At 69.7% G+C, this 26,641-nt stretch carries 20 protein-coding genes and 2 pseudogenes; 14 read left to right on the forward strand and 8 right to left on the reverse strand.

What is annotated here, in order from left to right:
- Positions 1 to 45: 45 nt before the first annotated feature.
- The 3 genes and pseudogenes from ABZ385_RS18965 to ABZ385_RS18975 all read right to left on the reverse strand — a co-directional run.
- Positions 46 to 1,086, reverse strand: coding sequence for a hypothetical protein (locus ABZ385_RS18965; protein ID WP_358912297.1), 1,041 nt, complete (start codon positions 1,084 to 1,086; stop codon positions 46 to 48).
- On the reverse strand, positions 1,077 to 1,724 hold the full coding sequence (locus ABZ385_RS18970) for a hypothetical protein (RefSeq protein WP_358912299.1): 648 nt from the start codon (positions 1,722 to 1,724) through the stop codon (positions 1,077 to 1,079). The genes ABZ385_RS18965 and ABZ385_RS18970 overlap by 10 nt, the downstream gene beginning before the upstream one ends.
- A gap of 1,398 nt (positions 1,725 to 3,122) precedes the next feature.
- Positions 3,123 to 3,808, reverse strand: a pseudogene (locus ABZ385_RS18975) (NADH:flavin oxidoreductase); the annotation flags it as partial.
- Positions 3,809 to 3,810: 2 nt separating this feature from the next.
- Here ABZ385_RS18975 and ABZ385_RS18980 point away from each other — a divergent pair.
- The 6 genes and pseudogenes from ABZ385_RS18980 to ABZ385_RS19005 form a co-directional block, all read left to right on the forward strand.
- Positions 3,811 to 3,948, forward strand: a pseudogene (locus tag ABZ385_RS18980) (NADH:flavin oxidoreductase); the annotation flags it as partial.
- 246 nt (positions 3,949 to 4,194) lie between these two features.
- Complete coding sequence (locus tag ABZ385_RS18985; protein ID WP_358583546.1) at positions 4,195 to 4,449, forward strand: hypothetical protein; 255 nt, start codon at positions 4,195 to 4,197, stop codon at positions 4,447 to 4,449.
- A gap of 119 nt (positions 4,450 to 4,568) precedes the next feature.
- Complete coding sequence (locus ABZ385_RS18990) at positions 4,569 to 6,803, forward strand: MMPL family transporter (RefSeq protein ID WP_358912301.1); 2,235 nt, start codon at positions 4,569 to 4,571, stop codon at positions 6,801 to 6,803.
- A complete protein-coding gene (locus ABZ385_RS18995) occupies positions 6,800 to 8,335 on the forward strand; it encodes a streptophobe family protein (RefSeq protein ID WP_358912303.1) in 1,536 nt (511 codons plus the stop codon). Before ABZ385_RS18990 ends, ABZ385_RS18995 begins: the two co-directional genes overlap by 4 nt.
- A gap of 112 nt (positions 8,336 to 8,447) precedes the next feature.
- Positions 8,448 to 9,188: a response regulator transcription factor gene (locus ABZ385_RS19000; RefSeq protein WP_358912305.1), complete on the forward strand. Its 741-nt coding sequence runs from the start codon at positions 8,448 to 8,450 to the stop codon at positions 9,186 to 9,188.
- A 65-nt stretch (positions 9,189 to 9,253) separates the two neighbouring features.
- Positions 9,254 to 10,738: a HAMP domain-containing sensor histidine kinase gene (locus tag ABZ385_RS19005; RefSeq protein WP_358583553.1), complete on the forward strand. Its 1,485-nt coding sequence runs from the start codon at positions 9,254 to 9,256 to the stop codon at positions 10,736 to 10,738.
- Positions 10,739 to 10,802: 64 nt separating this feature from the next.
- Here the strand turns inward: ABZ385_RS19005 and ABZ385_RS19010 are convergent, their stop codons facing one another.
- Both ABZ385_RS19010 and ABZ385_RS19015 read right to left on the reverse strand, forming a co-directional pair.
- Positions 10,803 to 11,798, reverse strand: coding sequence for a serine hydrolase (locus ABZ385_RS19010; protein ID WP_358912307.1), 996 nt, complete (start codon positions 11,796 to 11,798; stop codon positions 10,803 to 10,805).
- 311 nt (positions 11,799 to 12,109) lie between these two features.
- Positions 12,110 to 12,742: a TetR/AcrR family transcriptional regulator gene (locus ABZ385_RS19015; protein ID WP_358583556.1), complete on the reverse strand. Its 633-nt coding sequence runs from the start codon at positions 12,740 to 12,742 to the stop codon at positions 12,110 to 12,112.
- Positions 12,743 to 12,849: 107 nt separating this feature from the next.
- On the opposite strand from ABZ385_RS19015, the gene ABZ385_RS19020 reads away from it, so the two are divergent.
- From ABZ385_RS19020 to ABZ385_RS19035, 4 genes are all read left to right on the forward strand, one after another.
- Entirely contained in the window at positions 12,850 to 14,406 is a 1,557-nt protein-coding gene (locus ABZ385_RS19020; protein WP_358912309.1) for a long-chain fatty acid--CoA ligase, read from the forward strand.
- 13 nt (positions 14,407 to 14,419) lie between these two features.
- Complete coding sequence (locus ABZ385_RS19025) at positions 14,420 to 15,589, forward strand: acyl-CoA dehydrogenase family protein (RefSeq protein ID WP_358583560.1); 1,170 nt, start codon at positions 14,420 to 14,422, stop codon at positions 15,587 to 15,589.
- A 125-nt stretch (positions 15,590 to 15,714) separates the two neighbouring features.
- Complete coding sequence (locus ABZ385_RS19030; protein ID WP_358912311.1) at positions 15,715 to 17,025, forward strand: MFS transporter; 1,311 nt, start codon at positions 15,715 to 15,717, stop codon at positions 17,023 to 17,025.
- 673 nt (positions 17,026 to 17,698) lie between these two features.
- Positions 17,699 to 18,025, forward strand: a complete 327-nt coding sequence (locus ABZ385_RS19035; protein WP_358912313.1) for a hypothetical protein — start codon at positions 17,699 to 17,701, stop codon at positions 18,023 to 18,025.
- A gap of 206 nt (positions 18,026 to 18,231) precedes the next feature.
- Here ABZ385_RS19035 and ABZ385_RS19040 read toward each other — a convergent pair whose 3' ends face one another.
- The 3 genes from ABZ385_RS19040 to ABZ385_RS19050 all read right to left on the reverse strand — a co-directional run bounded on the left by ABZ385_RS19040 (position 18,232) and on the right by ABZ385_RS19050 (position 24,327).
- Entirely contained in the window at positions 18,232 to 19,605 is a 1,374-nt protein-coding gene (locus ABZ385_RS19040) for a class I SAM-dependent RNA methyltransferase (protein ID WP_358912315.1), read from the reverse strand.
- 228 nt (positions 19,606 to 19,833) lie between these two features.
- Positions 19,834 to 21,948 carry an APC family permease gene (locus tag ABZ385_RS19045; RefSeq protein ID WP_358912316.1) on the reverse strand — a complete coding sequence of 705 codons (2,115 nt, stop codon included), beginning with the start codon at positions 21,946 to 21,948 and terminating at the stop codon, positions 19,834 to 19,836.
- Between the two features lie 60 nt (positions 21,949 to 22,008).
- Positions 22,009 to 24,327: an MMPL family transporter gene (locus ABZ385_RS19050; RefSeq protein WP_358912318.1), complete on the reverse strand. Its 2,319-nt coding sequence runs from the start codon at positions 24,325 to 24,327 to the stop codon at positions 22,009 to 22,011.
- A 182-nt stretch (positions 24,328 to 24,509) separates the two neighbouring features.
- Between ABZ385_RS19050 and ABZ385_RS19055 the strand changes: the two genes are divergently transcribed.
- The 4 genes from ABZ385_RS19055 (at position 24,510) to ABZ385_RS19070 (ending at position 26,588) form a co-directional block, all read left to right on the forward strand.
- A complete protein-coding gene (locus tag ABZ385_RS19055; RefSeq protein ID WP_358583572.1) occupies positions 24,510 to 24,878 on the forward strand; it encodes a winged helix-turn-helix domain-containing protein in 369 nt (122 codons plus the stop codon).
- Entirely contained in the window at positions 24,878 to 25,117 is a 240-nt protein-coding gene (locus ABZ385_RS19060; protein ID WP_358583574.1) for a hypothetical protein, read from the forward strand. The genes ABZ385_RS19055 and ABZ385_RS19060 overlap by 1 nt, the downstream gene beginning before the upstream one ends.
- A gap of 134 nt (positions 25,118 to 25,251) precedes the next feature.
- Positions 25,252 to 25,920: a TrkA family potassium uptake protein gene (locus ABZ385_RS19065; RefSeq protein ID WP_358583576.1), complete on the forward strand. Its 669-nt coding sequence runs from the start codon at positions 25,252 to 25,254 to the stop codon at positions 25,918 to 25,920.
- The gene (locus ABZ385_RS19070; RefSeq protein WP_358583578.1) at positions 25,920 to 26,588 is read left to right on the forward strand and encodes a TrkA family potassium uptake protein; all 669 of its coding nucleotides are present in this window, start codon (positions 25,920 to 25,922) and stop codon (positions 26,586 to 26,588) included. Before ABZ385_RS19065 ends, ABZ385_RS19070 begins: the two co-directional genes overlap by 1 nt.
- The last annotated feature ends 53 nt before the right edge of the window (positions 26,589 to 26,641 follow it).

A 26,641-nucleotide genomic window follows, 5' to 3' on the forward strand; every position in this document is an offset into this window, starting at 1 on the left:
TGAGATGGTTCTGCCCGTGGTGTGCTGACCGACCGACGGCCTCGGTCAGCGGTTGATGGACTGGATCTCCTGGACGTTCACGTCCTGAGTGGTCTCGAAGGTGCCGTCCGGCAGATCACCCTTTGCGCCCCCCGTGCCGTTCCAGGAGACCTTCCAAGTGACGGACGCCTTGAACTGGTACGGGTCAGTCCCCGACGTGGACCTGAGGTAGGCCATCCCGCACGGCGGCTCTTGGTCCGCCTTCCCCTTCGCATACGGCTCGCCGATGCTGCCGTCCGCGTTGATCGGGCAGTCACCAGATGCCGGGAAGACCTTGGCTTCCTCGGTACCTGGCTCGATGTGGAGGCCGACAGGTTCGGCGGTAGTCGTCGCCGTCATGTCCAGGGCTGGCAGGCTGGCGGTGACGGACACGGGCTTGAACGTGGCCTTGTCGAGCCACAACCAGGTGTTGAGATTCACTTTCTGCGCACCCTGGGGCTTCATGGTCACAGAGGTGTCAGGCACCCGGATCTTTTCATAGGCGAGCCCTGCGAGAATCTCGGGCGAAATGGCGTGCTCAACCTTGGGGTCATCTCCCTTCTTGACCCACCACGGGTCGCGGAACATGCACTCCCAGGCGGCGGTTTCATCCATCCGATCGCGGTTGATGAAGTGGCCCCACCAGTAGCCATCATCCTTGTCCTTCACATGGAAGTCTGCGTCGGGTTGTCCTTTGCTGAACTGCTTTTTCTCTTCCTTCACCCACTCCGCCTGGTCGCCTCCGACGGACCAACTCTCCTTCATGTATGCCTTGTACTGGCCGGGTGTGTACTTCGGCGCAAACCAGCAGGGCGGCGGCGTCCAGTCACCCACAGGCTGGATGGCGCCGACATTCCCGCCCGATCCGTTCCTGGAAAGGTTGTAGGTGATCTTGGCCCCGATCTCCTGCCCTTCCTTCTCTCCCGCCGGCTGGCCTCCCTGAGAGCCTGGCTTCGCGCCGCCTCCTGGGGCGCGCCCTTCAGCGAAGGCGACCGGCGAGCCCGAGACAAGCACGGTGGTCAGCGCGCCGATGACCAGTCCGCACTTCGCGGTCTTCGTCAACGGCACTGCTGAGCCCCCCTCTTCGACATCATCTGCTCGGCCTGCCAGACACCCTTCGAGTCCTTCTCAAGGTGCAGGTTGTAGAAGACGTACGCGTCGCTGCTCGACGAAACGCCATCAGAGCGCTTACCGGTCTTGCGGTCCTTGTTGTATGCCTTGGTTTCGTCGCCGCAATAAGTGAGCCCCGCAGTTCCGTCCTTGAGGAACGTCACCTCGCGGTTGTAATAGCGCACCGTTCCGCTGACGGTCTGTCCTGCGTCTACGAACTGCTGCACCCAATCCACGCTAACCTTCAAGGCGTCACTCTTGGCGTAGAACCTCAAGGCCGAAGACTTCGGGTCCCCGCGGATGATGGCGTCATCCGTGGCTCGAATGAATTCCCGGTTGTCATTGAGCACGGACGCTTCCTTCGCGTCATCAGACTCTTCGAAGAGGAGCTTGTCGTCCTTCGGAAGCTTGATCTCCGGCCGGTCAACCCCGTCCGCCGTCGCGGACGACGACGGCGATGCCGGCTTCTTCGAGCCGGTGTCCGCCCCGGCGATTTTGTCGTTGCTCTTGTTGTCGTCCGAGCCGCCACAGGCGCTCAGCAACAGGGCGGCGGAGGCCGCGAGCGCGGCCGCCACGAGCCGGGTCGTGCGGTTCACAGTCGTCTCCGGTGAGGTGAGGGTTAGCTTGAGCGAAGCAACGCTATCCGTGACCGACTGGTGACGATGAGAGCGGGTCGGGCGTTGGCTGAGACGTACCGGGCATACCTACTGATGGCAGCCACTTTCGCCTGCACATGGCTTCGCTGCCCGGCCGGGAAACTCCCTGAACGAGGAGACAACTCGATCATGTTCGACGCCGAGCTAAGGGCCTGGCCACCGGTGCGACTGGCTCGCTCGTCGCAGCCATAGCCACGTCGGACGCTGAAAAGATGCGTCTGAAGGTCACGCACTTCTACCGCCGGACCACTCCAGACCAGCAGCACTGCTGCCTAATAGGACGAGCGCCGTAGCCTCGGGACCCCCGCCTCCTGCGATGCGGCAAGGGGGCGAGCAGGGCCCGCACCGCTTCCGTGGATTCCAGACACTCCGCCAGCGCGCTCACTCCGAGCAAGGCTTGGCGAACCCTGAGTGGCGACCTACATACGGTGTGCTGTCTGCGGCCGCCTGGGGCGTCCTGCCGACGAGGAACTGTGAGCCTCGAAAGCAGGCCGAACGAACTCACCGGCACTGCAAAATGGCAGGTCAGAGACCCTTCGAGGCAGGCTCCAAAATCGCCACGCACTCCACGTGATGCGTCATCGCGAAACATGTGGAACGGAGACACGTGCAAGAACCTGCAGGTCAGTGACCTGCGCGCGGAAACCAGGGCGAATCTCCCCTGTGCATTGTGTGCGCTGTAGGCGTTACGCGCGCATGTCCGACGCATGCTGCCCAGGCTGCCAGTACCCTGCAGCCTCTCCCAGGGCGATGCACGCCTCAGGAGGTCTGTGCCCGGCCGGCTGCTATGGGGGGCCGCTCGGCGGACCTGCGCCGCAGGACCGACCTGGCGAAATGCCCCCGCTCGCCGGCATGCCCGCCCGCGTCACGCCTCTGCGAGAGTGCGCGAGGCGTCCAGGAAGCGCTTGGCGGTCGCGTGTAGAGGTTGGTGGGGGGACTGCTCGACCTTGCCGGGCTTGCCCTGGCAGGCGGGACGCGGCCAGTCCGTGCGGCGACGGCCTCGGCAACGTCGTGCGCTCCGTCTCCCGGAGCGGGCCGCGCGGCGGATCGGCGAAGATCATTGCGTGTCCGTCCCGCGTGCGCGGCTCCTGACTGATTTCACAGCGGTTCACGGGAGTTCAGTTGCGGCGGTACGGGCAACGGTGAGCAAGCCCGCACCGCCTACCCGGCCATCGAGAAGGCCGCCGATGACGAGGACGAGTACGTCAGGAACGTCGGCCTCTATCTCGAAGCCGTCCTGAACGGCACCTGCTCACCGACAAGCGCCGCCTCCTGTAGGCCCACGGCGGGCGGCGCTCATGACCTGGCTGCCGGGAGCGCCGGCCCGCTCGCCGGCGATCACGCAAGAACGCAACGCGTCCCCGAGAAATTGGTCGGCATGCACTTGTTGCAGTGCACGCACAGCGAGCGGGCCGTGCCCTCCGCCCGTACACGGTTGACGAAGTCCGGTTCGCGCAGCAGCGCACGCGCCATGGCGACGAACTGGAACCCTTCCGTCATGGCCAGCTCCATGGATGCCCGGCCGGTGATGCCGCCGAGGAGGATCAGGGGCAGGTCGATCGCGGCCCGGAACTGCCGGGCCTCTTCGAGCAGGAACGCGTCCTGGTAGGGGTATTCACGCAGAAAGCGGTGACCGAGCTGCTGTACGCCGAGACGCTGCGGCTGCGGCTGCGGCCGCGAAGTCCCGTACCGGCGCCCTGCCCTTGAACAGGTTCATGGGGTTGAGCAACGAGCTCCCGACGGTCAGCTCAAGGGCGCTGACCGTGCCGTCTGCCTCTCCAGCGGGCGACCTGCAGCGCCTCGTCCAGCCAGAAACCACCGCCGACCCCGTCGTCCATGTTGCACTTCGCCAGGATCGCGATCCGGTCGCCCACCGCCTCCCGCACCGCACGCACCGCCGCGCGGGCCACCTTTGCCCGGTTGTGCAGTGAACCGCCGTAGGCATCCCGTGGCTTGTTGATGCGCGGGCTGAGGAAAGAACTGGCGAAGTAGTTGTGCCCGAGGTGCATCTCGACCGCGTCGAACCATCAAGGCCGCGACGTTCGAAGGGCGCAGCGACGGTGGCCTCGTCACCGACGCGCTGATCGAGTTCCATCGGGTCGTGGCGGCGGGCGGTGTGGGCATGACGACCGTCGCCCACTGCGCCGTCGCGCCCGAGGGGCGTGCCCAGTACGGAGTGGCCGTCCCCTGGTGCCATCTGTAGTGGCTCACACCACCGATTGCCATGGTCACGTCGCCGTCGCTCAGCGCTCCGCGGCCGCCCGCATCGCGGCACACGCCGGTGCGGGTCGGAGAACGCGAGCTTCCCCATCAACGACGCCTCGGCCTCACGGCGTCGGCCGAACACCTCCACGTAGCAGTCCTGGGCCGAGGGCGACTCCGGCTCGGCGAAGAACGCCCACTCCGCCACATGGCAGGCCAACCGTATGTCCGTGTCGGCGAGTTCGTGGACCCGAGCGGTCAACGCGTCGACGCCGCCCGCGAGACGCACGCCCTGGAAGCCGCCCCCCACGACCCCGCGATCGCCGAGGCAGTGGCCGCCCTCTACACCGAGCGCGGCGCCCGGGAGTCCAGTCTGATGGCGACGAACCTCTACCGGTCCGCGGCCGCCGACGCGCTGAGCCGCTTTCCACCTCGTAGACTTCGACATTGCCGCTTTCCGTAAGCAATACGGTACGGAAAGCGGCTCTCAGGAAACTCCCAGGAATCACTCCGAAACCGGTCAGTGAAAGATGCCACTCTTGCCCCCGTTCTGTTGATCGGCAAAACTTCCGGGGGCCGCTTGTGGCTGCTTTCCTCTTCAAGACCGGCAAATTCTCCTTTCGATGGCGGTGGTTGGTCACCGTCCTGTGGGCGGGGCTGCTCGTGGTGGCTGGGGTTCTCGCCTCCCGCGCGAACGCCGCGCCGCCGAACGACTTCTCCATTCCGGGAACCGAGGCCCAGCAGGCTTATGACCTTCTGCAAGAGCACTTCCCCGAGATAAAGGCCGATGGCGCCACGGCACGGGTCGTCTTCAAGGCCGACGACGGCAAGGTGACCGACCCCGACCAGAAGCACGCTGTCGACGACGCCGTCCGGGCTCTCGGCGAGGCACCGCAGGTCGAGCGGGTGACCAACCCCTACGAGACGGGATCCGTCAGCAAGGACGGTACGACCGCCTACGCGCAGGTGTCGTACGGCGTGACGGTGAACGAGCTCACCGACACCTCGCGCGAGGCCCTGATGGACACCGTGGAGGAGGCACGCGCGTCCGCCCTCACCGTCGAGACCGGAGGCAACGCCGTCTCCGAGAAGGCCGCGGGCGGCCACTCCTCGGAGGCCATCGGACTCGCGGTGGCCGCCGTCGTGCTCGTCATCACCTTCGGCGCGCTGATCGCGGCGGGACTGCCGTTGCTCACCGCGCTGCTCGGGGTCGGCGTCGCCACCTGCGTGATCAAGGCCCTCTCGGCACCGCTCGACCTGGGCGGGACCACGTCCGTACTGGCCTCCATGCTGGGCCTGGCCGTCGGCATCGACTACGCGCTGTTCGTCGTCTCCCGCTACCGCGACGAGCTGGCCCGCGGCAGGAACCGCGAGGACGCCGCCGCACACGCCGTGGCCACGGCGGGCTCCGCGGTCGTCTTCGCCGGTCTCACCGTGGTGATCGCCCTCGCGGCACTGCCCGTCGTCGGCATCCCGGTGCTCTCCCAGATGGGGCTCGCCGCGGCCGGCACCGTCACGCTCGCCGTACTGATCGCCGTCACCCTGATCCCGGCCCTGCTCGGCATCGCGGGAGGCCGCATCAAGCCGGCCCGCCCCCACCGCCGCAAGGGTCGCAAGGACGGCGCGGCGCCCGAGCCTGCACCGCGGCCCGGTCCGGGCACCCGCTGGGTCCGGTTCATCACCCGCCGACCGCTCGCGGTCTTGCTGCTCGGCGCCACCGCCCTGATCACCGTTGCGGTACCGGCCGCCTCACTCGAACTCGGCCTGCCCGGCGACGAGTCCAAGCCGACGTCCACCACCCAGCGCCGCGCCTACGACCTCCTCGCCGACAGCTTCGGCCCCGGCTTCAACGGGCCGCTGACCGCTGTCGTCCAGGCCGACGGCGGCGGTGACGCCCAGGCCGCCGTGCGGGGCACCGCCGCCCGGATGAAGGACACGGACGGGGTGGCCACGGTGACGCCGCCGCGGTTCAACGAGAGCAAGGACACCGCCGTACTCACCGTCGTGCCCGCCACGGCGCCCGGCAGCAAGAAGACCACCGACCTCGTCCACACGCTGCGCGCACCCGAGGTCGAGGGCGACGACGCGCAGGTCCTGATCGCGGGCACGACCGCGATGAACATCGACGTCTCCCAGAAGCTCGCCGAGGCGCTGCTCCCCTACATCGCGCTCGTCGTGGGCCTGGCGTTCCTGCTCCTGATCGCCGTGTTCCGCTCGATCCTGGTGCCGCTCAAGGCGGCGCTCGGCTTCCTGCTGTCCATCGCCGCCGGGCTCGGCGCGGTGGTCGCGGTCTTCCAGTGGGGCTGGCTCGGCGCCCTGTTCGGGGTCTCCGTACCCGGCCCGGTGATGTCCATCATGCCGATCTTCATGGTCGGCGTCGTCTTCGGTCTCGCCATGGACTACGAGGTCTTCCTGGTGACCCGGATGCGTGAGGCGTACGTCGCCGACCCCAGGCCCGTACAGGCCGTGGTGAGTGGCTTCGACCACAGCGCGCGGGTCGTGACGGCCGCCGCGGTGATCATGATCTCGGTGTTCGCCGGATTCATGGGGTCGAGCGAGCAGATGGTGAAGACCATCGGCTTCGGCCTGGCGATCGCCGTCCTCTTCGACGCGTTCGTCGTCCGTATGACCCTCGTCCCCGCGGTGCTCGCGCTGCTCGGGCACCGTGCCTGGTGGCTGCCGCGGTGGCTGGACCGCTGGGTGCCGCACGTCGACGTGGAGGGCGAGAGCCTCCAGGGCAGCGGCCCCGCCCCTGCCGACCTGCCGCCCTCGGACACCACCACCGCCCCCGCCGAGCCGCACGAGGTGCTCCGATGAGCCGTACCACCACGACGCCCCCGGCGGCGCAGAAGAGCGACCCGGCGCCGAGAACGCCGAGAGGGCACAAGGGTCCGGGGAACGCCGACACCCCGCTCAAGCCCGCCGGGGGCACCGCGCGTCACGTGGTCGAGGGCGGGCTTGCCGTCCTCGCTGCCCTCACGGTCATGTCAGGCACGGGATACGCGGCGCTGCGCGCCCTCGGCGCCGACGGCAGCGCGCCGCTGACCCGGCTCGTCCCGGCCCTCGTCAGCCTCGCCTTCGGCGGGCGGGCCGACCTGAGCGCCGACCTGACGCCGAAGGCCGGTGCCGACGGAGGCATGCTCGACATGCTCGGTGGCGGTGGCGGTCTCAGCGTCGGGATCGCCGGTCAGGTGTGGGCCGTGCCGCAGATGCTCACCTTCCTCGGCGCGGCCGTCCTCGGCTGGTGCTTCTTCCGGCCGCTGCGCCGCCGCGCGCGGCCGGCTCCCGCGCTGCTGATCGCCCGCTCCATGGGGGCGCTCGGCGTCACCGCCGTGCTCGTACCCGTGCTGGCGTTCATGGCCCGCGGCTCGCTCTCCCTTCCCGAGAGCATGTCGGACAGGCTCGGCAAGGGCGGCGGGCTCGGCAGGCTGACCGGCGGCGGGGGAATCCCGTCCCTCAACTTCACCACGGATGTCGTGCTGACCGGGTTCCTCGCGGTGCTCGAAGTGGCCCTCGTGATCGGCCTCGGCTGCCTGGCCGCGCGCCGCACGTCCCTGCCTGCGCCCGTCGCTCTGAGCCGGGCGCGCCTCAAGTGGAACCCGGTCACCTCGACCCTGACCGGGATCTTCACCGCCCTGTGCACGATCGCTCTGTTCCTCGCACTCCTGGCCGGAGCCGCCGCGGCGACCGGCCGCGACCAGACGGCGAAGGCGGCCGGGGCGCTGCTCCTGGCCGCGCCGAATCTGCTGTCCGCCGTCCTGACCTCCGGCCTGGGCGCGTCCTGGCAGGCCGAAATGGAGCGCCGAGAGCCCCAGGGCGGCGGAATGATGGGCGGCATGGGCGGCGGAATGGGGGGCGGCGGTGCCGAAGGAGGAGGCAAGGAGGTCGATGTCAGCGGCAAGGCCGTGGCCGGGCTTCCCCTGTGGCTGATCGGCCTGACGCTTCTGGTGTGCTTGCTCGTGTACGCGGGTTACCGCACCGCCGCGCGCACCCCGGCCCGAACGACACGCGAGGAGGCCGACGCACTCCTTGGCCGCCACGTGGAGGTCGCGCTGCGCGCCGGCGTGGCTGTCGGCGTCGGCATCCTGATCCTCGGCCTCGTCTCGCAGGCGTCGATGGGTATCGGCTTCTCCCTCATGAGCAACGAGATGGGCGGGATGGACGCCGGGCTGGATGGCTCCGTAGGGTTCCCGTCGCTCACCGGCTTTGTCCTGGGCGGCCTGGCCTGCTACGCGGGCAGCCGGCTGCGCACCGTGCGGGACGGGCGTGGGCTTCTCCCGCCGCGCCCGCGGGGCCGCACACAGGTTCGTGAGGTTTCCTCGAAGCCTGGCCCCCGTCGGCGGGGCTGAAGCAAGGACATGACAGAGACCCGGGGACCGGCCCGGCCAGGTGTCCGGCCAGGCCGACCGGTCCGGTCCCCGGACGCGGAACTCACGTACGACGAAGCGGAACGAAACAGCCATGACACCAGCCCGCGCGGCACGCCGCGGCACCTCGCCCAAGGGCCACCTGCTCGTCGTCGACGACGAGCCGACCGTGCGTGAACTTCTCCCGGCCGCCCTGTGCTACGCCGGGTTCGACGTCGATGTCGCGGCGGACGGGGAAGAGGCCCTGCGGGTGGCGGCCCAGCGCCCGCCGGACCTGGTGCTCCTCGATGTGATGCTCCCGGGCATCGACGGTTTCGAGGTGATCCGACGGCTGCGCGCCCTTCCCCGCACGGCCGGCCAAGGCGTCGGTGGCGACGTGCCCGTGCTGTTCGTCACCGCCCGGGAGGACCGCCAGGACCGGATCGCCGGCCTCACCCTGGGCGGCGACGACTACGTCACCAAGCCCTTCGACCTGGAGGAACTGATTGCCCGCATCCACGCGGTGCTGCGCCGCACCAAGGGTGAGCCGTCCGAGAACCTGACCCTCGGCGACCTCGAACTGGACCCCGGGGGACACCTGGTGACCCGGGCCGGGCAGCCGGTGCGTCTGTCGCCCACCGAGTTCCGCCTGCTCCACTTCCTGCTGACCAACGCCGGGCTGACCATGTCCAAGGCGCAGATCTTGGAGAACGTCTGGCGCTACGACTTCGACGGCGACCCCAGCATCGTCGACACCTACATCAGCTACCTGCGCCGCAAGGTGGACCGGGCCGGCCCCAAACTCATCCACACCGTGCACGGCATCGGCTACGTACTGCGCGGGCCCCGGACATGAGGGTGCCAGGGTCTCTCCACACCCGGCGCCATCCTGTGCGCAACGCACGGCGCGCCCTCGCGCGCATGTCTCTGCGTACGCGCCTTTTGTGCCTGGCGACCACACTGGTCGCCATCGGGCTCCTCGCGGCGGGCGCCGCCGTCAACACCGCTCTGCGCGGCTACCTGGAGGGCCGCGTCGACGCGCGCCTGAAGACCACGGCGCAGATCGCCGCCCGCATCACGCCACCGCCAGGCATGGACTCCCCGCAGAACGTACGCGTCCTCAGTTCCTTCGAGGACACCACGGTCTCGTACGTCGACGACGCCGGCGTCTCCCGCAACACCTTCGATTCCACCACCGCCGCGCCAGGGGGTGGACCGCAGCTGCCGCACCTCGACCGGGACGCCGTACTCGACCGTGCGGGGCAGCCGTTCACCGTTCCGGCGCGCGACGACGGTCACAGCTGGCGGGTCGTGGCGCTGACCAGGCCCGACCAGTCGATCGCAGCGGCGGACGAACCGGCCGCCCGCGGGAGCGTCGTCGTCGCGACGTCGCTGGACGAGGTGGACCGCACGGTAGCGAAGACCCGGACCGTCTCCCTGACCACCGGCGGGATACTGCTCGCCGTGCTGGCCGCCGTCGGCTGGTTCGCGGTCCGTTCCGGTCTGCGGCCGCTGACCCGCATCGAGGAGACCGCGGACGCCATCACCTCCGGTGACTTCTCCCACCGCATCCCGGCGACGGCCGGAGCACAGACCGAGGTGGGGCGGCTGACCACCTGCCTGAACCGGATGCTCGACCAGATCGACACCGCCTTCCGCGCCCGAGCGGAAGCCGAGTCACGGATGCGGCGCTTCTTCGCGGACGCCAGCCACGAACTGCGCACCCCGCTCGTCGGCATCAAGGGGTACACCGACCTGTACCGGATGGGCGCCTCACGGACCCGGCTGGAGACGGACCACCTCATGACGCGGATCGCCGAGGAGTCCGAGCGTCTGACCCGCCTCGTGGGAGACATGCTCCTCCTGGCCCGCCTGGACGAGGCGGCGCAGAGCACCGCCGTCGGGACCGGCCCGGCCCCCGCCTTCCCCCTGGAGCGCGCCCCGATGGACCTGCGCACACTGGCCGCCGACGCGTTGCACGAGGTCCGGGCCCTGGACGCCGCCCGCCCCGTCACGCTCACCGGCCCGGGCGATGGCAAGCCCGCCACCGCCCAGACGCTCGCGGACGAGGCACGTCTGCGGCAGGTCGTCACCAATCTGGTCGGCAACGCGGTAGCGCACTCACCCGGCGGTACGCCGATCCGGATCGGCGTGGGAGTGCGGGACGGGCTCGCGGTACTGGAGGTGGCCGACCGGGGGCCCGGCCTCTCACCGGAGGAACGGCAGCGGGTCTTCGAGCGGTTCTACCGCGCCGACGCATCCCGCAGCCGCGCCACGGGCGCCGGTACGGGACTCGGCCTCTCGATCGTGCACTCCCTCGTCACGGCCCACGGCGGCGACATCGAGATCGATTCGGCCCCGGGCCAGGGGTGCACCTTCCGGGTACGGCTCGCCCTCCTCGAGTAGCGCTGCCTCCCGCCTCGGAGGGCGGGCCGGAGGCGGGCGGCTGGGCGCCGACGCCTGCGGCGGTTCAGGCCCTGGAGCGCTGGAGGTGTGTGCCGATCTCGAGGAATGCCTGGACGAGAGGGACCTGGGGGACGGCCGGGGAAATGATCTGGGAGGCGTAGTGGACGATCACCAGGTCGAGGGCCGGGGAGATGAAGAGGCGCTGGCCATGGATGCCGCTGGCCATGAAGGATCCGTACGGGTCGTTGGGGATCCACCAGAGGTCGTGGTACGAGAGGGTCGCGGGCCCGTCGGGGGGTGCGGCGGGGAAGCGCACGCGGTGGGGGTAGCCGGCCGGGACGCCGGACACGATGGTGGAGGCGACGGCTTCCGGGACGACCTGGAGGTCGCCGGTCGCGCCGCCGCAGCGGACCATCTCGCCGAGTCGGGCCAGATCGCGGGCGGTGGCACTGAAGCCGCCGCAGGCGGCCTCAGAGCCCTCTGAGTCGAGGAGGTAGTACGCGTCCTCCTCCGCGCCGATCCGGGACCAGATCATCTCGGACAGCAGGGCGGAGGTAGTGGTGCCGGTGACGCGCCGCAGGACCTCGGCGAGGGCTTCGACGTTGCCGTTCTCGTAGCGGAACTCGGTGCCCGGCTCAGCGGTCGCCCGGGCGGTGCCGAGGTGTTCGCGGATCGTGGCCGGCCCGGTGTAGCCGTAGGGGCGCAGTTGGGGGGCGAGGACCGCGAAGTAGCGCTGCGCTTCGAGTGCCTTGTCGTACGGGCGGCCCGCGTAGCTCATCTGCGTGCCCATGTGGAGGAGGTGGTCGACCTGGGCGTCGCCGAAGGCGGTTCCGGCGAGCTCGGGAACGTACTTCGCGACCTGGGCGCCGCGGTCGAGCTGCCCTTCGTGCGCGAGGACCGCGGCGACGAGTCCGAGGTAGGACTTGGCGGCCGAGGCGTTGAAGTGCGGGACATGGGGCTCGTACCGTGGAGGTACTCCTCGTGCACGAGGCGTCCGCGGTGCATGACCAGCAGAGCGTCGGTCTCGGCCCGGGCGAGCAGCTCCGCGAGGGTGAGGCATTGACCGTGTGGTCCTGCGAACGTGAGGTCGTCGAGGGCGCCGGCCGGCGAGGTGGGCAATGAGGACGGGCCGTCAGAACCCCGCCAGACACTGCGGCTCGGAACGAGTTCTCGCCCTGAGGTCGTTGACGTCGGACCCAGGCCGGATCGGTGTATCCCCGGGCCCATACGAGATCGGCCAGCGACGGTGTGCCTGTCACGCGTCCGCTCCGCTCTTCCGTCATACGCCTTCTGGTCGAGTTACCGTACATGCTGTTCGGTAACTCGATCAGGCTGGTCAGTCAGCGGCGGGCGCCGTGGTGCAGCCGTGGTTCATTGGGCGAGGTCGAGAGCTCCCGGGGCGTCGGACGGGGTGAGTCCGGTGGCCCAGACGCGACCGTAGACCGAGAGGTCGCGCAGATGGGCGGTGATTTCGGCGGCGCTGTAGCCGGTGTCGTTCTCGACCCACCAGGTGAGCAGGCCGATGAGTTCGCCGGTCCACGCCCGGGCCACGACGTCGAGGGGGATGCGTGGCGTCACCGCGAGCTGCTCGGTCCGGGCGCGGAAGGCGGCCTCGGCGTGGGCGCAGATGAGGTCCGTGAACTCCCGTAGGGCCCGGCCGTCTCCCTCGCCCCGCAGGACGACCCGGTAGACGGGTTTCTCCTGCTCGGCGTGTTCGAAGATGTACTTCACCGGCAGCCCGGTGAACCCCTCCGCGTGCGCCTGCCGGACCGCCGGCAGGAGGCGGTCCCGGTCCTCGGCCAGGTCGCGGACGATACCGACCAGGAGGTCCTCCTTGTCCCGGTAGTGGGCGTAGAAGGTGGCCCGGCCGATATCGGCGCGTTCGGTGATCTCCTCCACCGTGATCGCGTGGAACCCCTTCTCCAGGACCAGTGCGACCAGGGCCTGGCGCAGTGCGGCCCGCGTCCTGCGGACGCGGCGGTCTCCCGCGGGCTTCATGTCCACTTCGCTTCCTTCTCGTCCGAACCGTTGACCTGACCCTAACGCTGCCTTTACGTTGCCGCACACCAAGCTTGCTACTGGACACACTGTTCGGAAACACTGGAGGTGCGATGAACCTCGGACGGTACGTACGCCGGACTGCCGGCCACCAACCCGATGCCGAGGCGGTCGTCTGCGGACCCGTCAGGCTGACCTACGCAGAACTGGACGACCACAGCGACCGGCTCGCGACGGCCCTGCGCTCCTTCGGCCTGAGTCGGGGGGACCGGGTCGCGACCCTCGCCGACAACCGTGCCGAACTGATCGTCACAGAAGTCGCCCTCTACAAGGCCGGCCTGGCCCGCGCGCCGATCAACGCCAGGCTCGGCACCGCAGAAGTCGCCCATCTGCTGGCGGAGTCGGACGCGCGGGTGCTGTTGACGGACACGGCTCATCTGGACATCGCCCGCGCCGCGGTGCCCGGCACGGGAGTGAAGACTGTCCTCGGCTATGACGGTCGGAGCGACCTCGGGCCGGGTTACGCCGAGACCCTTGCGGGCACCGAGCCGGAGCCCGTCGAGGCGGAGTGTGACGAGAGCGACATCGCCGTACTGCACTTCACTTCGGGCTCCACCGGCAAGCTCAAGGCGGCGGTTCAGACGTACGGCAACCGGCTCGCGCTGATGCGCAAGTCGGTGATGAGTGCCGATACCCGGGTGGGCCCAGGTGACCGGCAGATCCTGGCAGGGCCGGTCACCCATGCCTCGGGCATGCCGCTGATGGGCATCTTCTTCGCCGGCGGCTGTGCGGTCGTCCTGCCGCGCTGGGACGCCGAGGAGTTCCTCGCCACCGTCCAGCGCGAGCGTGCCACCCATGCCTTCGTCGTGCCGACGATGGTCAACACCGTGCTCGCGCTGCCGAACGCCCGCGACTACGACCTCTCCAGCCTGCGCCAGCTGATCTACGGCGCCGCACCGATGTCACCGGCCCGGATCAGGGCCGCCTGGGGCCTCTTCGGCCCGGTCCTCTCCCAGGGATACGGGTGTGGCGAGACCACCTCCGGCGTGCTCTTCCTCTCCACGGAGGACCACCGGCGGGGGACCGAGGGCGAGGACGAGGAGCTGCTGTTGTCCTGCGGCCGTGCGCTCGCCGAGGCCGAGGTCGCCATCGTCGACGACAGCGGACAGCCCGTCGCTGACGGGGAGATCGGCGAGATCGCCGTCCGCGGCCCCGATGTCGTCCCCGGCTACCACAACGCGCCGGACCTCACCGCGCACACCTTCCGGGACGGCTGGTTCCTCACCGGCGACCTCGCCCGCCGCCGCTCCGACGGCTACGTCTTCATCGTCGACCGCAAGAAGGACATGATCGTCTCCGGCGGATTCAACATCTACGCCGTCGAGGTCGAGTCCGTCCTGCACCAGCACCCCGACGTCTACGAGGCCGCCGTCGTCGGCGTCCCGGACGAGCAGTGGGGCGAGGCCGTCAAGGCCGTCGTCGTGACGCGCGACGGCGCCACCCTCACGGAGGCCGACCTCATCGACTTCTGCGCCGAGCACCTGGCCCGCATGAAGAAGCCCCGCTCCATCGACTTCGTCGCCGCCCTGCCCCACAACCCCAACGGCAAGATCGACCGCCGCGCCATCCGCGACCCCCACTGGGCGGGCGCCGAGCGCCGCGTCAACTGAACAGGACCCTGGCATGCCCTTCACCCTCGAACCCTCCTACGACGACAACCCCCGCCTCCAGGACCTCGTCGTCCGCCTGCGCGCCTACCTCACCGACGAGCTCATCCCCTACGAACGCGAGCACGGCATCACCGCGGAGACCAAGCTCGACCGCACCACTCTGGAACACGTCTGGAAGCGCAGCGCCGAACTCGGCTTCTACGGCATCAGCCTGCCCCACGAACTGGGCGGCCAGGGTTTGAGCTTCTACGAACTGTGCGCCCTCAAGGAGGAACTGACCGCCTCCGGCGCCGCTCTCTCCCATTCCGTCCTCGGTGACATGGGCGGTCCCCTGCGCGTCGGCGCGATCGTGAAGTACGCCACCGAGGAACAGCGTGAGCGGTACTTGCTGCCCGTCGTCCGGGGCGAGCGAGCCTGCTGCTTCTCCATCACGGAGGAGGACGCGGGCTCCGACGTACGCCGCATGACAACGACCGCCACCCCGGACGGAGACACCTATGTCCTCAACGGCAAGAAGGTGTTCAGCTCGGCCGCCCCCTTCGCGGACTTCGCGATCGTCGTCGCCCGCATGGCCGGCACCGAAGAGGCGTACAGCGCGTTCCTCGTCGACCTGGACACCCCAGGCTGCACGGTGCTCGACGGTGAAGTCCCCATGTCCGGGCAGCAGATGGAGGGCGACCTCGTCTTCGAGGACTGCCGCATCCCCGCCGCCAACCTGCTCGGCGAGATCGGCCAGGGCCTGCGCATCGGCATCGGCCGCATCACCCTCAACCGCCTGCTGCACTGCCCGTCCCTCATCGGCGCCGCCCGCCGCGCCTGGGACCTGTCGGTGCACTACGCCATGAACCGCACCGTCTTCGGCCAGCCGCTCCTCGCCCATCAGGCGATCCACCACAAGATCGCCGAGATGGCCACCGAGATCTACGCCGCCCGCGCGATGGTGATGGCCACCGCCGCCAAGGCCGACCGGGGAGACAACGTCTCCGTCGAAGCCAACATGTGCAAGCTCTTCACCTCCGAGGCATCCTTCCGCGTCGCCGACCAGGCCGTCCAGATCCACGGCAAGGCCGGGCTGACCCGCGGCAACGAGGTCGAGCAGATCTTCCGCAGCCTGCGGATGTTCCGGATCGTCACCGGCACCACCGAGATCCACAAGAACGCGATCGCCAAGGGCCTGATCTGACCCACCCCTTGGTGCCCAGGGCGGTGCCGCGGGCCCCCGCTTCGGCGAGCGGGCCCGCGGCCACGGGGAACAACCGCCCACCTGTACGACCCCCTGCTCCACCCGCATCCGCAGGAGTCGCCCCCATGGCACCCCGTACCGCCACGCAGTCCCAGCACGCCCCCGCTCCCGCCGCTGACAGCCGCAGAGCCTGGGTGATCACGGCGATGATCGTGACCTTCATGGTCATCAACTTCGCCGACAAGTCGGTCCTCGGCCTCGCCGCCGTTCCGATCATGGAGGAACTCGACCTCAGCAACAGCACCTACGGCCTGATCTCCAGCTCCTTCTACTTCCTCTTCAGCATCTCCGGACTCCTCGTGGGCTTCCTCTCCACCCGCATCTCCAGCCGGGTCCTGCTGTTCGGCATGACCCTGCTGTGGGCCGTGGCCCAACTCCCGGTCCTGGCCCTGGCATCGGTCCCGACCCTGATGGCCGGCCGTATTCTGCTCGGCGCCGCCGAGGGACCAGCGGCGTCCATGTCCATGCACGCCCTGTACAAGTGGTTTCCGCCGGAGCGCCGCGGCTTTCCCTCGGCCCTCCAGATCGGCGGCGCGGCCCTGGGCACCCTCATCGCGGCACCGGTGGTCACCTGGCTGATCGAGGGATTCGGCTGGCGCTCGGCCTACGCCGTCCTCGCTGCCGTGAGCGCGACCTGGGCACTGGTGTGGTGGCGCGTCGGCCACGACGGCCCGTACGACCACAAGCGCACAGCCGGCGGAACCAGTCAGCCCAGATTGCCCTACCGCAAAATCCTGCTGACCGGAACCGTGCTCGGCAGCATTTCCAGTGCCTTCGGCGCGGCGTGGGCGCTGTCCCTCAGCCATGCCTGGCTGCCCGCCTACTTCAGGACGCAGATGGACATGTCGGCGGCGGCTTCCGCGACCGCGATCAGTGTCATGTCCGGCTTCGGGCTGGTACTGCTACTGGCGGTCTCCCCGTTCATGGACGCGCTGAAGTCCCGTGGTGTGAGCAGCCGTTGCTCCAGCGGGGCGGGGCAGAGCATCGCCGTGTGTGTGGCCGGGTGCGCGATGACGGCCTTCCCGTTCATCGACGCCTCCGGTCCGCGGCTCGTGCTGATCGCGCTGGCCTTCGGCGGCACCGCGATCGCCGTCCCGCTCCACTACATGACGACCGCCGAGGTCGTTCCCCCTGCCCAGCGCGGCGCCGTTTTCGGCATCGTCGCCGGCGTCGGCACCCTGCCCGGCCTCGTGGCGCCGTTCCTGACCGGCCACCTCATCGACGTGGCCGACACCCCGGCCGCCGGCTACACCACCGCCTTCCTCGTCGCCGGCGCGGTGATGCTCACGGCCGGTGCCTTCGCCCTGGCGGCAATCCACCCGGAGCGCGACGCGCGGCGCCTGGGGCTCGGAGCGGAGCCTCAGCCGTTGGGGTAGGCGCCCGCTCATGGAGATCGCGCAGGAGGTCAGCACCGTGGCTGGGCCGGCGAGGGCGTCGATGTTCGGTATTTGGTGGGTGGGGCAAGGATGCCCCCATAGCGTCCGGCAGGACAGCACGTACAGGGGCAGCTCTCAGGCCCTGCAAAGCCGCGGACTGTCAGAATCACCAAACGTCGCGGGCATTGAGGCGCCCAGCTCACCGGCAAAGGCAGACACAATCTCTGGCGCCTCGCCGAACTCGCCCCGCTCCCCGTGCCGGCCAGACTCGTCAAACCACACCCTGTCGTAGCCGCCCTCGAAAAGCAGCCACAGCCCATGGGCCTGACCAAATCCAGGGCTTGTGGCCCGACTTCGGTGAGGAGGTCGGCGACGGTGAAGATGCCCGGGAGGTTGTCGATGCCGGCGACCAGGCGGTCGTAGCGTTTGCCTAGGGCGAGGATGCGGTTGCCGCGGGCCCGGTGACTACACCCCCGCCAACAGACTGCGATTCATCCTCGGAGGCGGCACCCCGCACCGCGGAACCGAATGGGCCGACCTCGACAGCCGGCCGCTGGAAGACCAACTCCCCGAAATCATACAAGAAATCGACCTCCGCGGCGAAGCCGCCGAACGCAACCGCCGAGCAGAGGCGCAGGCCGAGGAAACGGCACTGCTGCACCAGGAAGACGCTTTGCGCAACGCCCACGCCGCGTACACCCACGCCTACCGCGTCAAGCGCCTCGAAGAACAGACAGGAACCTGGCACAAAGCCAAGCGTCTGGCTGAGTACGTCACAGCGGTACGCGAACGGGCCACATCCCTAACGCCCGGACACGAACTCACTGAGATCAAGGAGTGGCTCACGTTCGCCGAAGCCCACCTTCAAGAACTCATCAACACCGCCACGACGCCGACACTGCCCATGCCGCCAACCCCCAGCAGCGCGGATCTCGCACCGCTCCTCGCCCAGCAAGCGTTTGCAAACCGCACTTCCCCTCATTCGCAAATGAGGCCATAACCGACAGGGGTGCACCAAGAAACGGCAAAGGCCGCTCCCCAGAACTTCACGCCCGACACCTGCCATCTGCGAGGACGCACGCTTGACGCCCCATCAGAACGTGCGTCAAACGTGCGTCACGAGGGCTCCGCGTGCGTCACTCATGCGTCATGATATCGCCCGTAACGCCCACAACGCACATAATGCACACTCGCCAAAACCGCAGGTCAGGCACCCTTTGCGGCGGGCTCAAGGATCGCGACGCACTCAACATGATGGGTCATCGGGAACAGATCGAACGCCCGCAGCGACCGCACCCGGTAGCCGCCCTCGCGGAAGTAGGCGAGGTCACGGGCCAGCGCCGCCGGGTCGCACGCCACGTAGGCGATGCGGCGGGCGCCCAGGCCCGTCAGGTGGCGGACCGTCTGCTTGCCCGCGCCCGCGCGCGGGGGGTCCAGGACGATCAGGTCCGCCTCGGTGATGCCCGTGCGCGGGAGGACCGATTCGACCTTGCCCTGCTCGATGCGGACGCGGTCGAAGCCCGCGAGGTTGTGCCGGGCGTCCTCCACCGCGCGCTTGCCGGACTCGATGCCGAGGACCGCGCCCTGCTCGCCGACCCGGTCCGCGAGCGCGCCCGCGAAGAGGCCGACGCCGCAGTACAGGTCGAGGGCCGTGTCGCCCTTGCGGGGCAGCAGGCCCTGCATGACCGCCAGCATCAGCGTCTCCGCCGCCTTCGGGTGGACCTGCCAGAAGCCGCCGCTGCCGACACGGTACGTGCGGCCGTCCGCCCGCTCGCGGACGAAGGCGCGGCCGTGGACGCGGTGGACGCCCCCGTCCTTCTCCCCCACCCGCATCACCGAGACCGGCTTGTCCAGCTCCACGATCGGCAGGCGCGCGCCCGGCTTCGGGGCGAGGATCACCTGGCGGTCCTGGGAGCCGGTCGCCGCGATCGCCTCGATGGAGGCCATCCCGGACCAGTCACGGCTCTCGATGCCGAGTTCGGAGACCCCGGTGGCCGCGATCATGCAGTGGTCGATCGGCTCGACCTCGTGGGAGCGGTGGCGGCGCAGGCCCGCGTTGCCGTCCGCGTCGACCGCGTACTGCACGCGCGTACGCCATGCCGGGACCTCGCCCGGCGGGAGCTTGTCGCCCTCGGCCGGCATGACCGTGCCGTCCCAGCCCGCCTCCTCGGGGGTGAGCCCGGCCAGGCGCTTGAGCTGCTCGGTGATGACCTCGCCCTTGAGGCGGCGCTGCGCGCCCGGCTTCGCGTGCTGCCAGTCGCAGCCTCCGCAGCGGCCGGGGCCGGCGTAGGGGCAGGGCGCCTCGACGCGGTCCTTGGACGCCTCGAGCACCTGAACCGCGTCCGCCCGCAGGAAGCGCGCGCCCTCCTCGCCCTCGGTCACCCGGGCGACGACCTTCTCGCCGGGCAGCGCGTGCCGCACGAAGAGCACCTGGCCCTCGGCGGTGCGGGCGACGCAGTGGCCGCCGTGCGCGACGGGGCCGACCTCGACCTCGTGCTCCTGGCCGACCAGGGAGACGGCCTCGCCGGCGGGCTCGGCCGACACGTCCCCCGCCTGCGAATTCTTCGGTTCTGCCTGCATGGCGGGGTGACTCCACAACGTAAAAGGGGAACAGCCGGACAACAGCCCACCAGTCTACGTGGGTGTCGCCCGGCCGCCCACCACGGCGCCGACCTCCCACCACGGCGCCAGCCGCTCACCACGGCGCCGACCGCCCACCACAGCGCCGAACGCTCACCACGGCGCCGACCGCCCACCACAGCGCCGAACGCTCAGCCGGCCGGTCGCCACGGCCAGGAGGCCGAGGGCTCAGGCCTTCTTGCTCGGCTCCCTGTCCCCGCCCCTGTCGGCGCCCCTGTCCTTGTCGCCGTCCTTGGCCCGGTCCTTGTCCTTGGCGCGCCTCGGCTTCTCCACCGGCCCCCGCCGCACCGCGCCCGGCGCGTTCCACTCCTGGCGCCTGCGGGCCCGCTTCTTCGCGACCTCGGAGGAGTCCAGCTGGTAGGGGACGGAGGTCACCATCACGCCCGGTGTGAAGAGCAGGCGGCCCTTCAGGCGCAGGGCGCTCTGGTTGTGCAGCAGGTGCTCGTACCAGTGGCCCACCACGTACTCGGGGATGATCACGCTGACCACGTCGCGGGGGCTCTCCCGGCGCAGGCTCTTCACGTACTCGATGATCGGCCGGGTGATCTCGCGGTAGGGCGAGTCGAGGACCTTCAGCGGCACGGTGATGCCGCGCCGCTCCCACTCGCCCTTGAGCGCCTTGGTCTCGGCCGGGTCGACGTTGACGCTGAGCGCCTCGAGGGTGTGCGAGCGCATCAGCTTCGCGTACGACAGGGCGCGCAGCGTCGGGCGGTGGATCTTGGAGACCAGGACGATCGAGTGGACCCGGGAGGGGCGCATGTTGTCGTCGGAGGGGGTCTCCGGGGCGGCGATCTCCTCGGCCACGCGGTCGTAGTGGCGGCGGATCGCCGTCATCGTCACGTAGAAGATGCACATGCCGAGCAGCGCGACCCAGGCGCCGTGCGTGAACTTGGTGATGAGCACGACGACCAGCACGAGGCCGGTGAAGAAGGCGCCGAAGGTGTTGATCGCGCGGGAGCGGATCATGTGCCGGCGCTTGTTCGGGTCCTTCTCGGCGGCCAGGTGGCGGTTCCAGTGCCGGACCATGCCGATCTGGCTGAGCGTGAAGGAGACGAAGACGCCGACGATGTAGAGCTGGATCAGGCGGGTGGAGTCGGCGCCGTAGATGACGACGAGCAGGGCCGCCGCGCCCGCGAGGAGCACGATGCCGTTGGAGAACGCGAGGCGGTCGCCGCGGGTGTGCAGCTGGCGCGGCAGGTAGCGGTCCTGGGCGAGGATCGAGCCGAGCAGCGGGAAGCCGTTGTACGCGGTGTTGGCGGCGAGGAACAGCACGAGCGCGGTGGCCGCGGCCAGGATCATGAACAGGAGGCTGCCGTGGCCGAAGACGGCCTCGGCGACCTGGGAGATGACCGGGTTCTGGACGTAGTCCGCGCCGACCGGGACGCCTTTGTGGAAGAGGTCCTTGGCCGGGGTCTCCGCCATGCGGACCTTGGTGACCATGGCGAGCGCGATGATGCCGCAGAACATGGTGACGGCCAGGGCGCCCATCAGGGCGAGGGTCGTCGCGGCGTTCTTGGACTTCGGCTTGCGGAACGCCGGGACGCCGTTGCTGATCGCCTCGACGCCGGTGAGCGCGGCACAGCCGGAGGAGAAGGCCCGCAGGAGCAGGAAGACCAGCGCGAAGCCGGCGAGGCCCTGGTGCTCGGGCTTGATCTCGTAGTCGGCGGTGGGCGCCCGCATGCTGTCGCCCAGGACGATCCCCCGGAAGGCGCCCCAGGCAACCATGATGAAGACGCCGGCCACGAAGACGTACGTCGGGATGGCGAAGAGCTTCCCGGACTCCTTCACGCCGCGCAGGTTCATCAGCGTGAGGAGGATGATCACGGCGACCGCGCACAGGACCTTGTGCTCGACCACGAAGGGGACCGCGGAGCCGAGGTTCTCGATGCCCGAGGAGATCGACACGGCCACGGTCAGGACGTAGTCGACCAGCAGGGCGCTCGCGACGGTGAGCCCCGCCTTGGGCCCGAGGTTGGTGGTGGCGACCTCGTAGTCGCCGCCGCCGCTCGGGTAGGCGTGCACGTTCTGTCTGTACGACGCGACGACGGTGAACATCAGCACCACGACCGCGACGGCGATCCACGGGCTGAAGTGGTACGCCGACACCCCCGCGATGGAGAGGACCAGGAGGACCTCACCAGGCGCGTAGGCCACGGAGGAGAGCGGGTCGGACGCGAAGACGGGGAGTGCGATGCGCTTCGGCAGGAGCGTTTCTCCGAGCCGGTCACTGCGCAGTGCGCGCCCGATGAGGATCCGTTTGGGCACGTCGGTCAGTTTGGACACGCAGAGGATCGTAAGCGTTCGCAAGGACACCCGCCCACCCACCACCCCCATCTGCCCCGGTTATCCGCTGTGTGGGAGGCTGCCCTCTTTAGAGTGCTGCTCAAACCAGCCGTCGGAGCCCTCCCCGGCGCCCTCGGCGGCGAAGCCCCCGCCCGGCCCCTCGAAGCCCCCGCCCGGCCCCTCGAAGCGGCCGGCCGACCGCTCCTGCGCACGGCGGACCGCACCGGACGGCCACCAGGTGAGGCGGCCCAGGAGCAGCAGCGCGGCGGGCAGGATCATGACGCGGATCACGAACGCGTCGAGCAGGACGGCCGCCGCGAGGACGAAGCCCATCTGCTTCATCTCCAGGATGTGCAGCATCACGAAGCTCGCGAAGACGGTGACCATGACGATCGCCGCGCTGGTGACGATCTTGGCGGAGGAGGCGATGCCGTCGAGGACCGCCTGCCGGGTGGGCACGCCGTTCAGGGCGGCCTCGCGGATCCGGCTGACCACGAAGACCTGGTAGTCCGTGGAGAGCCCGAAGAGGATCACGAAGAGGAAGAGCGGTACGCGCGAGGAGATCCCGCCGAGTGAGACGAAGGACAGCAGGTCCTCGGCCCACCGGCCCTGGAAGACCAGGACGAGCAGTCCGAGCGCGGAGGCCGCGGAGAGCAGGTTGAGCCCGACGCCGAGCAGTGCGAGGACGGCCGAGCGGAACGCGTAGAGCGTCATGAGGAAGGTCATCAGGAGCAGGAAGCCGAGGACGATCGGCAGCTTGTCGTTCTGGTGCGCCACGTAGTCGACGCCGCGCGCCACCTCACCGGTGACGGCCGTCTCGACGCCGGGCAGGGTGCCGACGGTCGTCGGCAGGTAGTCGGCGCGCAGGTGTTCGAGCGAGTCCTCGGCCTCCTCGGAGTACGTCGGATGCGGGGTGTTGAGCTCCAGGGTCGTGGTCCCGCGGTCGTCGGAGGTGCGGATGAGCGGGGCACCGGAGCGCTTCGAGAAGAGCGGGTCCGCCTGCGCCTCGCGGGCCAGCTCGCGCAGCGCCGCCGTCACCTCGCCGGCCCGCGAGGCCTCGGCGCGCACCACGACGAGGTGGCGGACGCGCTGCTCCGGGAAGGCGTCGAGCAGCCGGTCGTACTCCTTCATCGCCGGTATCTCGCGGGAGAAGCTGTCGCGCGCCGGGTTCTTGAGGGTCATGTTCAGCGCGGGCAGCGCGAGCCCCAGCATGACCAGGACCGACAGGCCCAGGGTGAGCGCGGGGTGCTTGCGGGCGGGTGTGAGGAGGGCACGCCAGACCTTGCCGGGCTTCTTCTCCTCGTACGTCCGTACGGGCTTGCCCTGGTCGCGGCGCTTGGCGGCGCGGCGCTGGGCCCGGCGCTCGGTGCGGCGCCCCAGCTTGACCAGCAGCGCGGGAAGGACGGTCACCGAACTGAGCACGGCGACGGCGACGACCAGGATCGTGCCGGTGGCGAGCGAGTCGAAGATGACGTCACCGGCGAGGTAGAGCGCGGTCGTGGAGACGATCACGGCGAGCCCGGAGACGACGATCGCGCGGCCCGCCGTCGCGGCGGCGGCCTCGACGAGCGCCTCGGAGGTGAGACGGCCGCCCGCCCGCGCCCGCTCCTCACGTTCCCGCTTGAGGTAGAAGAGCGTGTAGTCGACGCCGACGGCCATGCCGATGAGCAGGATCATGCTCATCCCGACGCCGGTGTCGGGCAGCAGGTGCGAGGCCACCATCGCCAGGCCCATGGTCGCCATGATCGAGGTGACGGCGAGCAGCAGCGGTACGCCGACCATGACGACCGAGCCGAAGACCACCGCCAGCGTGATCAGGGTGATGGGCAGCGTTATCGCCTCGGAGAACTTGAGGTCGTCGTTGCGCCGGCCGTCCACGCCCTTGCTCACGGAGGCGTCACCGGTCTCCTCGATGACCAGGTCCGGATGGGCCTTCGCGGCCTCCTCGGTCTGGGCCCGCAGCGGTGGGACGTGCTCCTGGTCCTCCTGTTCGGAGCCGTTGAGCTCCACTTGGACCCGCAGGACGCGCCCGTCCGCCGAGCGCACCGGCTCCGCCACCGAGGCGACCTCCGGCAGGGCCTTCATCCGGGCGGTGACGTCCTTGACGGCGGCGTCGGCGGCCGTCTCGTCCAGCGGGCCCGACGCGGCCCGGATGAGGACCTGTTCCGTGGACCTGAGCTGGACGCCGCCCTCGACGGCCAGGGCCTCGGCCCGGCCCGCCTCGCCGACGCGGAAGTCCTGCGAGGTCGCGCTGTTCATGCCGGCGGCGATCCCGCCGCCCAGGCACAGCACCACGAAGACGAGCCATCCGATGATCGCCCGCCATGGGTGCAGCGCGCTCCACCGGGCCACGCGCACCGTGGCCGATCGCTTTCTCATGTCCGTCCCGCCCCACCATTTCGACCTTGCCTGTCATGTGTAAGTGGAGACTGACAGGTGAAGGAATGAACCGTCAACTGTTATGCCGAGAGGTCAGGACGTGGATTGACAGCGGAACCCGCCATACGTAAGCCTTGACTGACAGGTGCCGACAGGTACGGGGACCGACGCGAGGGCGGAGCATGGACAGCGAGGAGCTCCTGGCCTTTCTCGCGGCCGTCGGCCACGCCCAGCGCATCCGGATCATCTGCGAGCTCGCGTCCGGCCAGCTCTACGTCAGCGAGCTGGCCCGGCGCCTCGGCGTGTCCCGCCCCTTGCTCTACATGCACCTCGAACGCATGGAGAAGGCCGGCCTCGTCGTCGGCCGGCTGGAGCTCTCCGACGACGGCAAGGCACTCAAGTACTTCGAACTGGCGCCCTTCGACGTGCGGTTGAACGTGGATACGATCACCGCGGCCGCCCGGCGGGGTGCGGCGGACCAAGCGAGCCCCGCGGATCCGTCGGACCGGCCGGGCGAGGACGAACAGCACTCAGCAAAGGGGACGCCCTAGTGGAAGACGTGATCATCCCGATCGCATTTTTCCTGATACTCGCCGGCGCGATCGTCGCCGTCGCCTACTTCCAGTCGCAGCGCAACCGCGAGCGCGACCGGCAGTACGCCGAGGCCATGCAGCAGTACCGCGAGGTGGCCGAACGTGCCAGGTCGGAGCAGGAGGCGACCCGCTTGCAGCTGGTCGAGCTGGGCCACCGGCTGCAGACCGTGGAGGGCCTGCTGCGCAGCGTGGACTGAGCCGCGGGCGACCCGTCCGACAGGTGCACGGGGGTGCCCGGCGCCGACCGCGCGTGTGTAGCTTGGGCTCCGGTCTGAGACGCTTTTACCGTTCAGCCTGAGCACAGAGTATTGACACAGCCGGAAGGACGGTCGTGCACATCGTCATCATGGGCTGCGGGAGAGTCGGTTCCGCTCTCGCGCAGACCCTGGAACAACAGGGGCACACGGTCGCCGTGGTCGACCAGGACCCCACGGCCTTCCGCCGCCTGGGCTCCGGGTTCGGCGGCCGCCGCGTCACCGGCGTCGGCTTCGACCAGGACACCCTGCGCGAGGCCGGCATCGAGGAGGCGGGCGCCTTCGCCGCCGTCAGCAGCGGCGACAACTCGAACATCATCGCCGCCCGCGTCGCCCGCGAGATGTTCGGCATCGAGAACGTCGCGGCCCGCATCTACGACCCGCGCCGCGCCGAGGTCTACCAGCGCCTCGGCATCCCCACGGTCGCCACGGTCCGCTGGACCGCCGACCAGATGCTGCGCCGCCTGCTCCCCTCCGGCGCCGAGCCGCTGTGGCGCGACCCCACCGGCGGCGTGCAGCTCGCCGAGGTGCACGCGTCCCAGGCCTGGATCGGGCACAAGATCAGCCGGCTCCAGGAGGAGACCGGCGTCCGCGTCGCCTTCCTCACCCGGCTGGGCGAGGCGGTCCTGCCCACCTCGCAGACGGTTCTGCAGGAGGGCGACCTGGTGCACGTGATGATGCGCACCGACCAGGTCGACAAGGTCGAGGCGGCGTTCGCCGAAGGCCCCGAGGAAGGCGGTCACTGATGAGGGTCGCCATTGCCGGAGCCGGCGCCGTGGGCCGCTCCATCGCCGGTGAGCTGCTGGAGAACGGCCACGAGGTCCTGCTGGTCGACAAGGCGCCGACGGCCATCTCCGTCGAGCGCGTCCCGCAGGCCGAGTGGCTGCTCGCCGACGCCTGCGAGATCACCTCCCTGGACGAGGCCGCGCTCCAGCGCTGCAACGTCGTGATCGCCGCGACCGGCGACGACAAGGTCAACCTCGTCGTCTCGCTGCTCGCCAAGACGGAGTACGGCGTCCCGCGCGTCGTCGCCCGCGTGAACAACCCCAAGAACGAGTGGCTCTTCAACGAGTCCTGGGGCGTCGACGTCGCGGTCTCCACGCCGCGCCTGATGTCCGCGCTCGTGGAGGAGGCGGTGAGCGTCGGCGATCTCGTGCGGCTGCTGCGCTTCAGCCACGGCGACGCGAACCTCGTCGAGCTGACGCTGCCGCCCGAGTCCGCCCTCGCGGGCACGCTGGTCGGCGACGTGCAGTGGCCCGAGGACACCTCGCTGGTGACGATCATCCGCGGTACGCGCGTCCTCGCGCCGTCCCCGGACGACTCCCTGGAGGCGGGCGACGAGCTGCTCTTCGTGGCCGCGCAGGCGCGGGAGGAGCAGCTGGAGGACCTGCTCTCGGTGCGGCGCGAGAGCTAGCCCCGGGGGCTCGTACGTGGAGGGGGCGCCCGGTGAATCACCGGGCGCCCCCT

It is taken from the genome of Streptomyces sp. NPDC005898 (assembly GCF_040629635.1).
Lineage (GTDB): Bacteria > Actinomycetota > Actinomycetes > Streptomycetales > Streptomycetaceae > Streptomyces.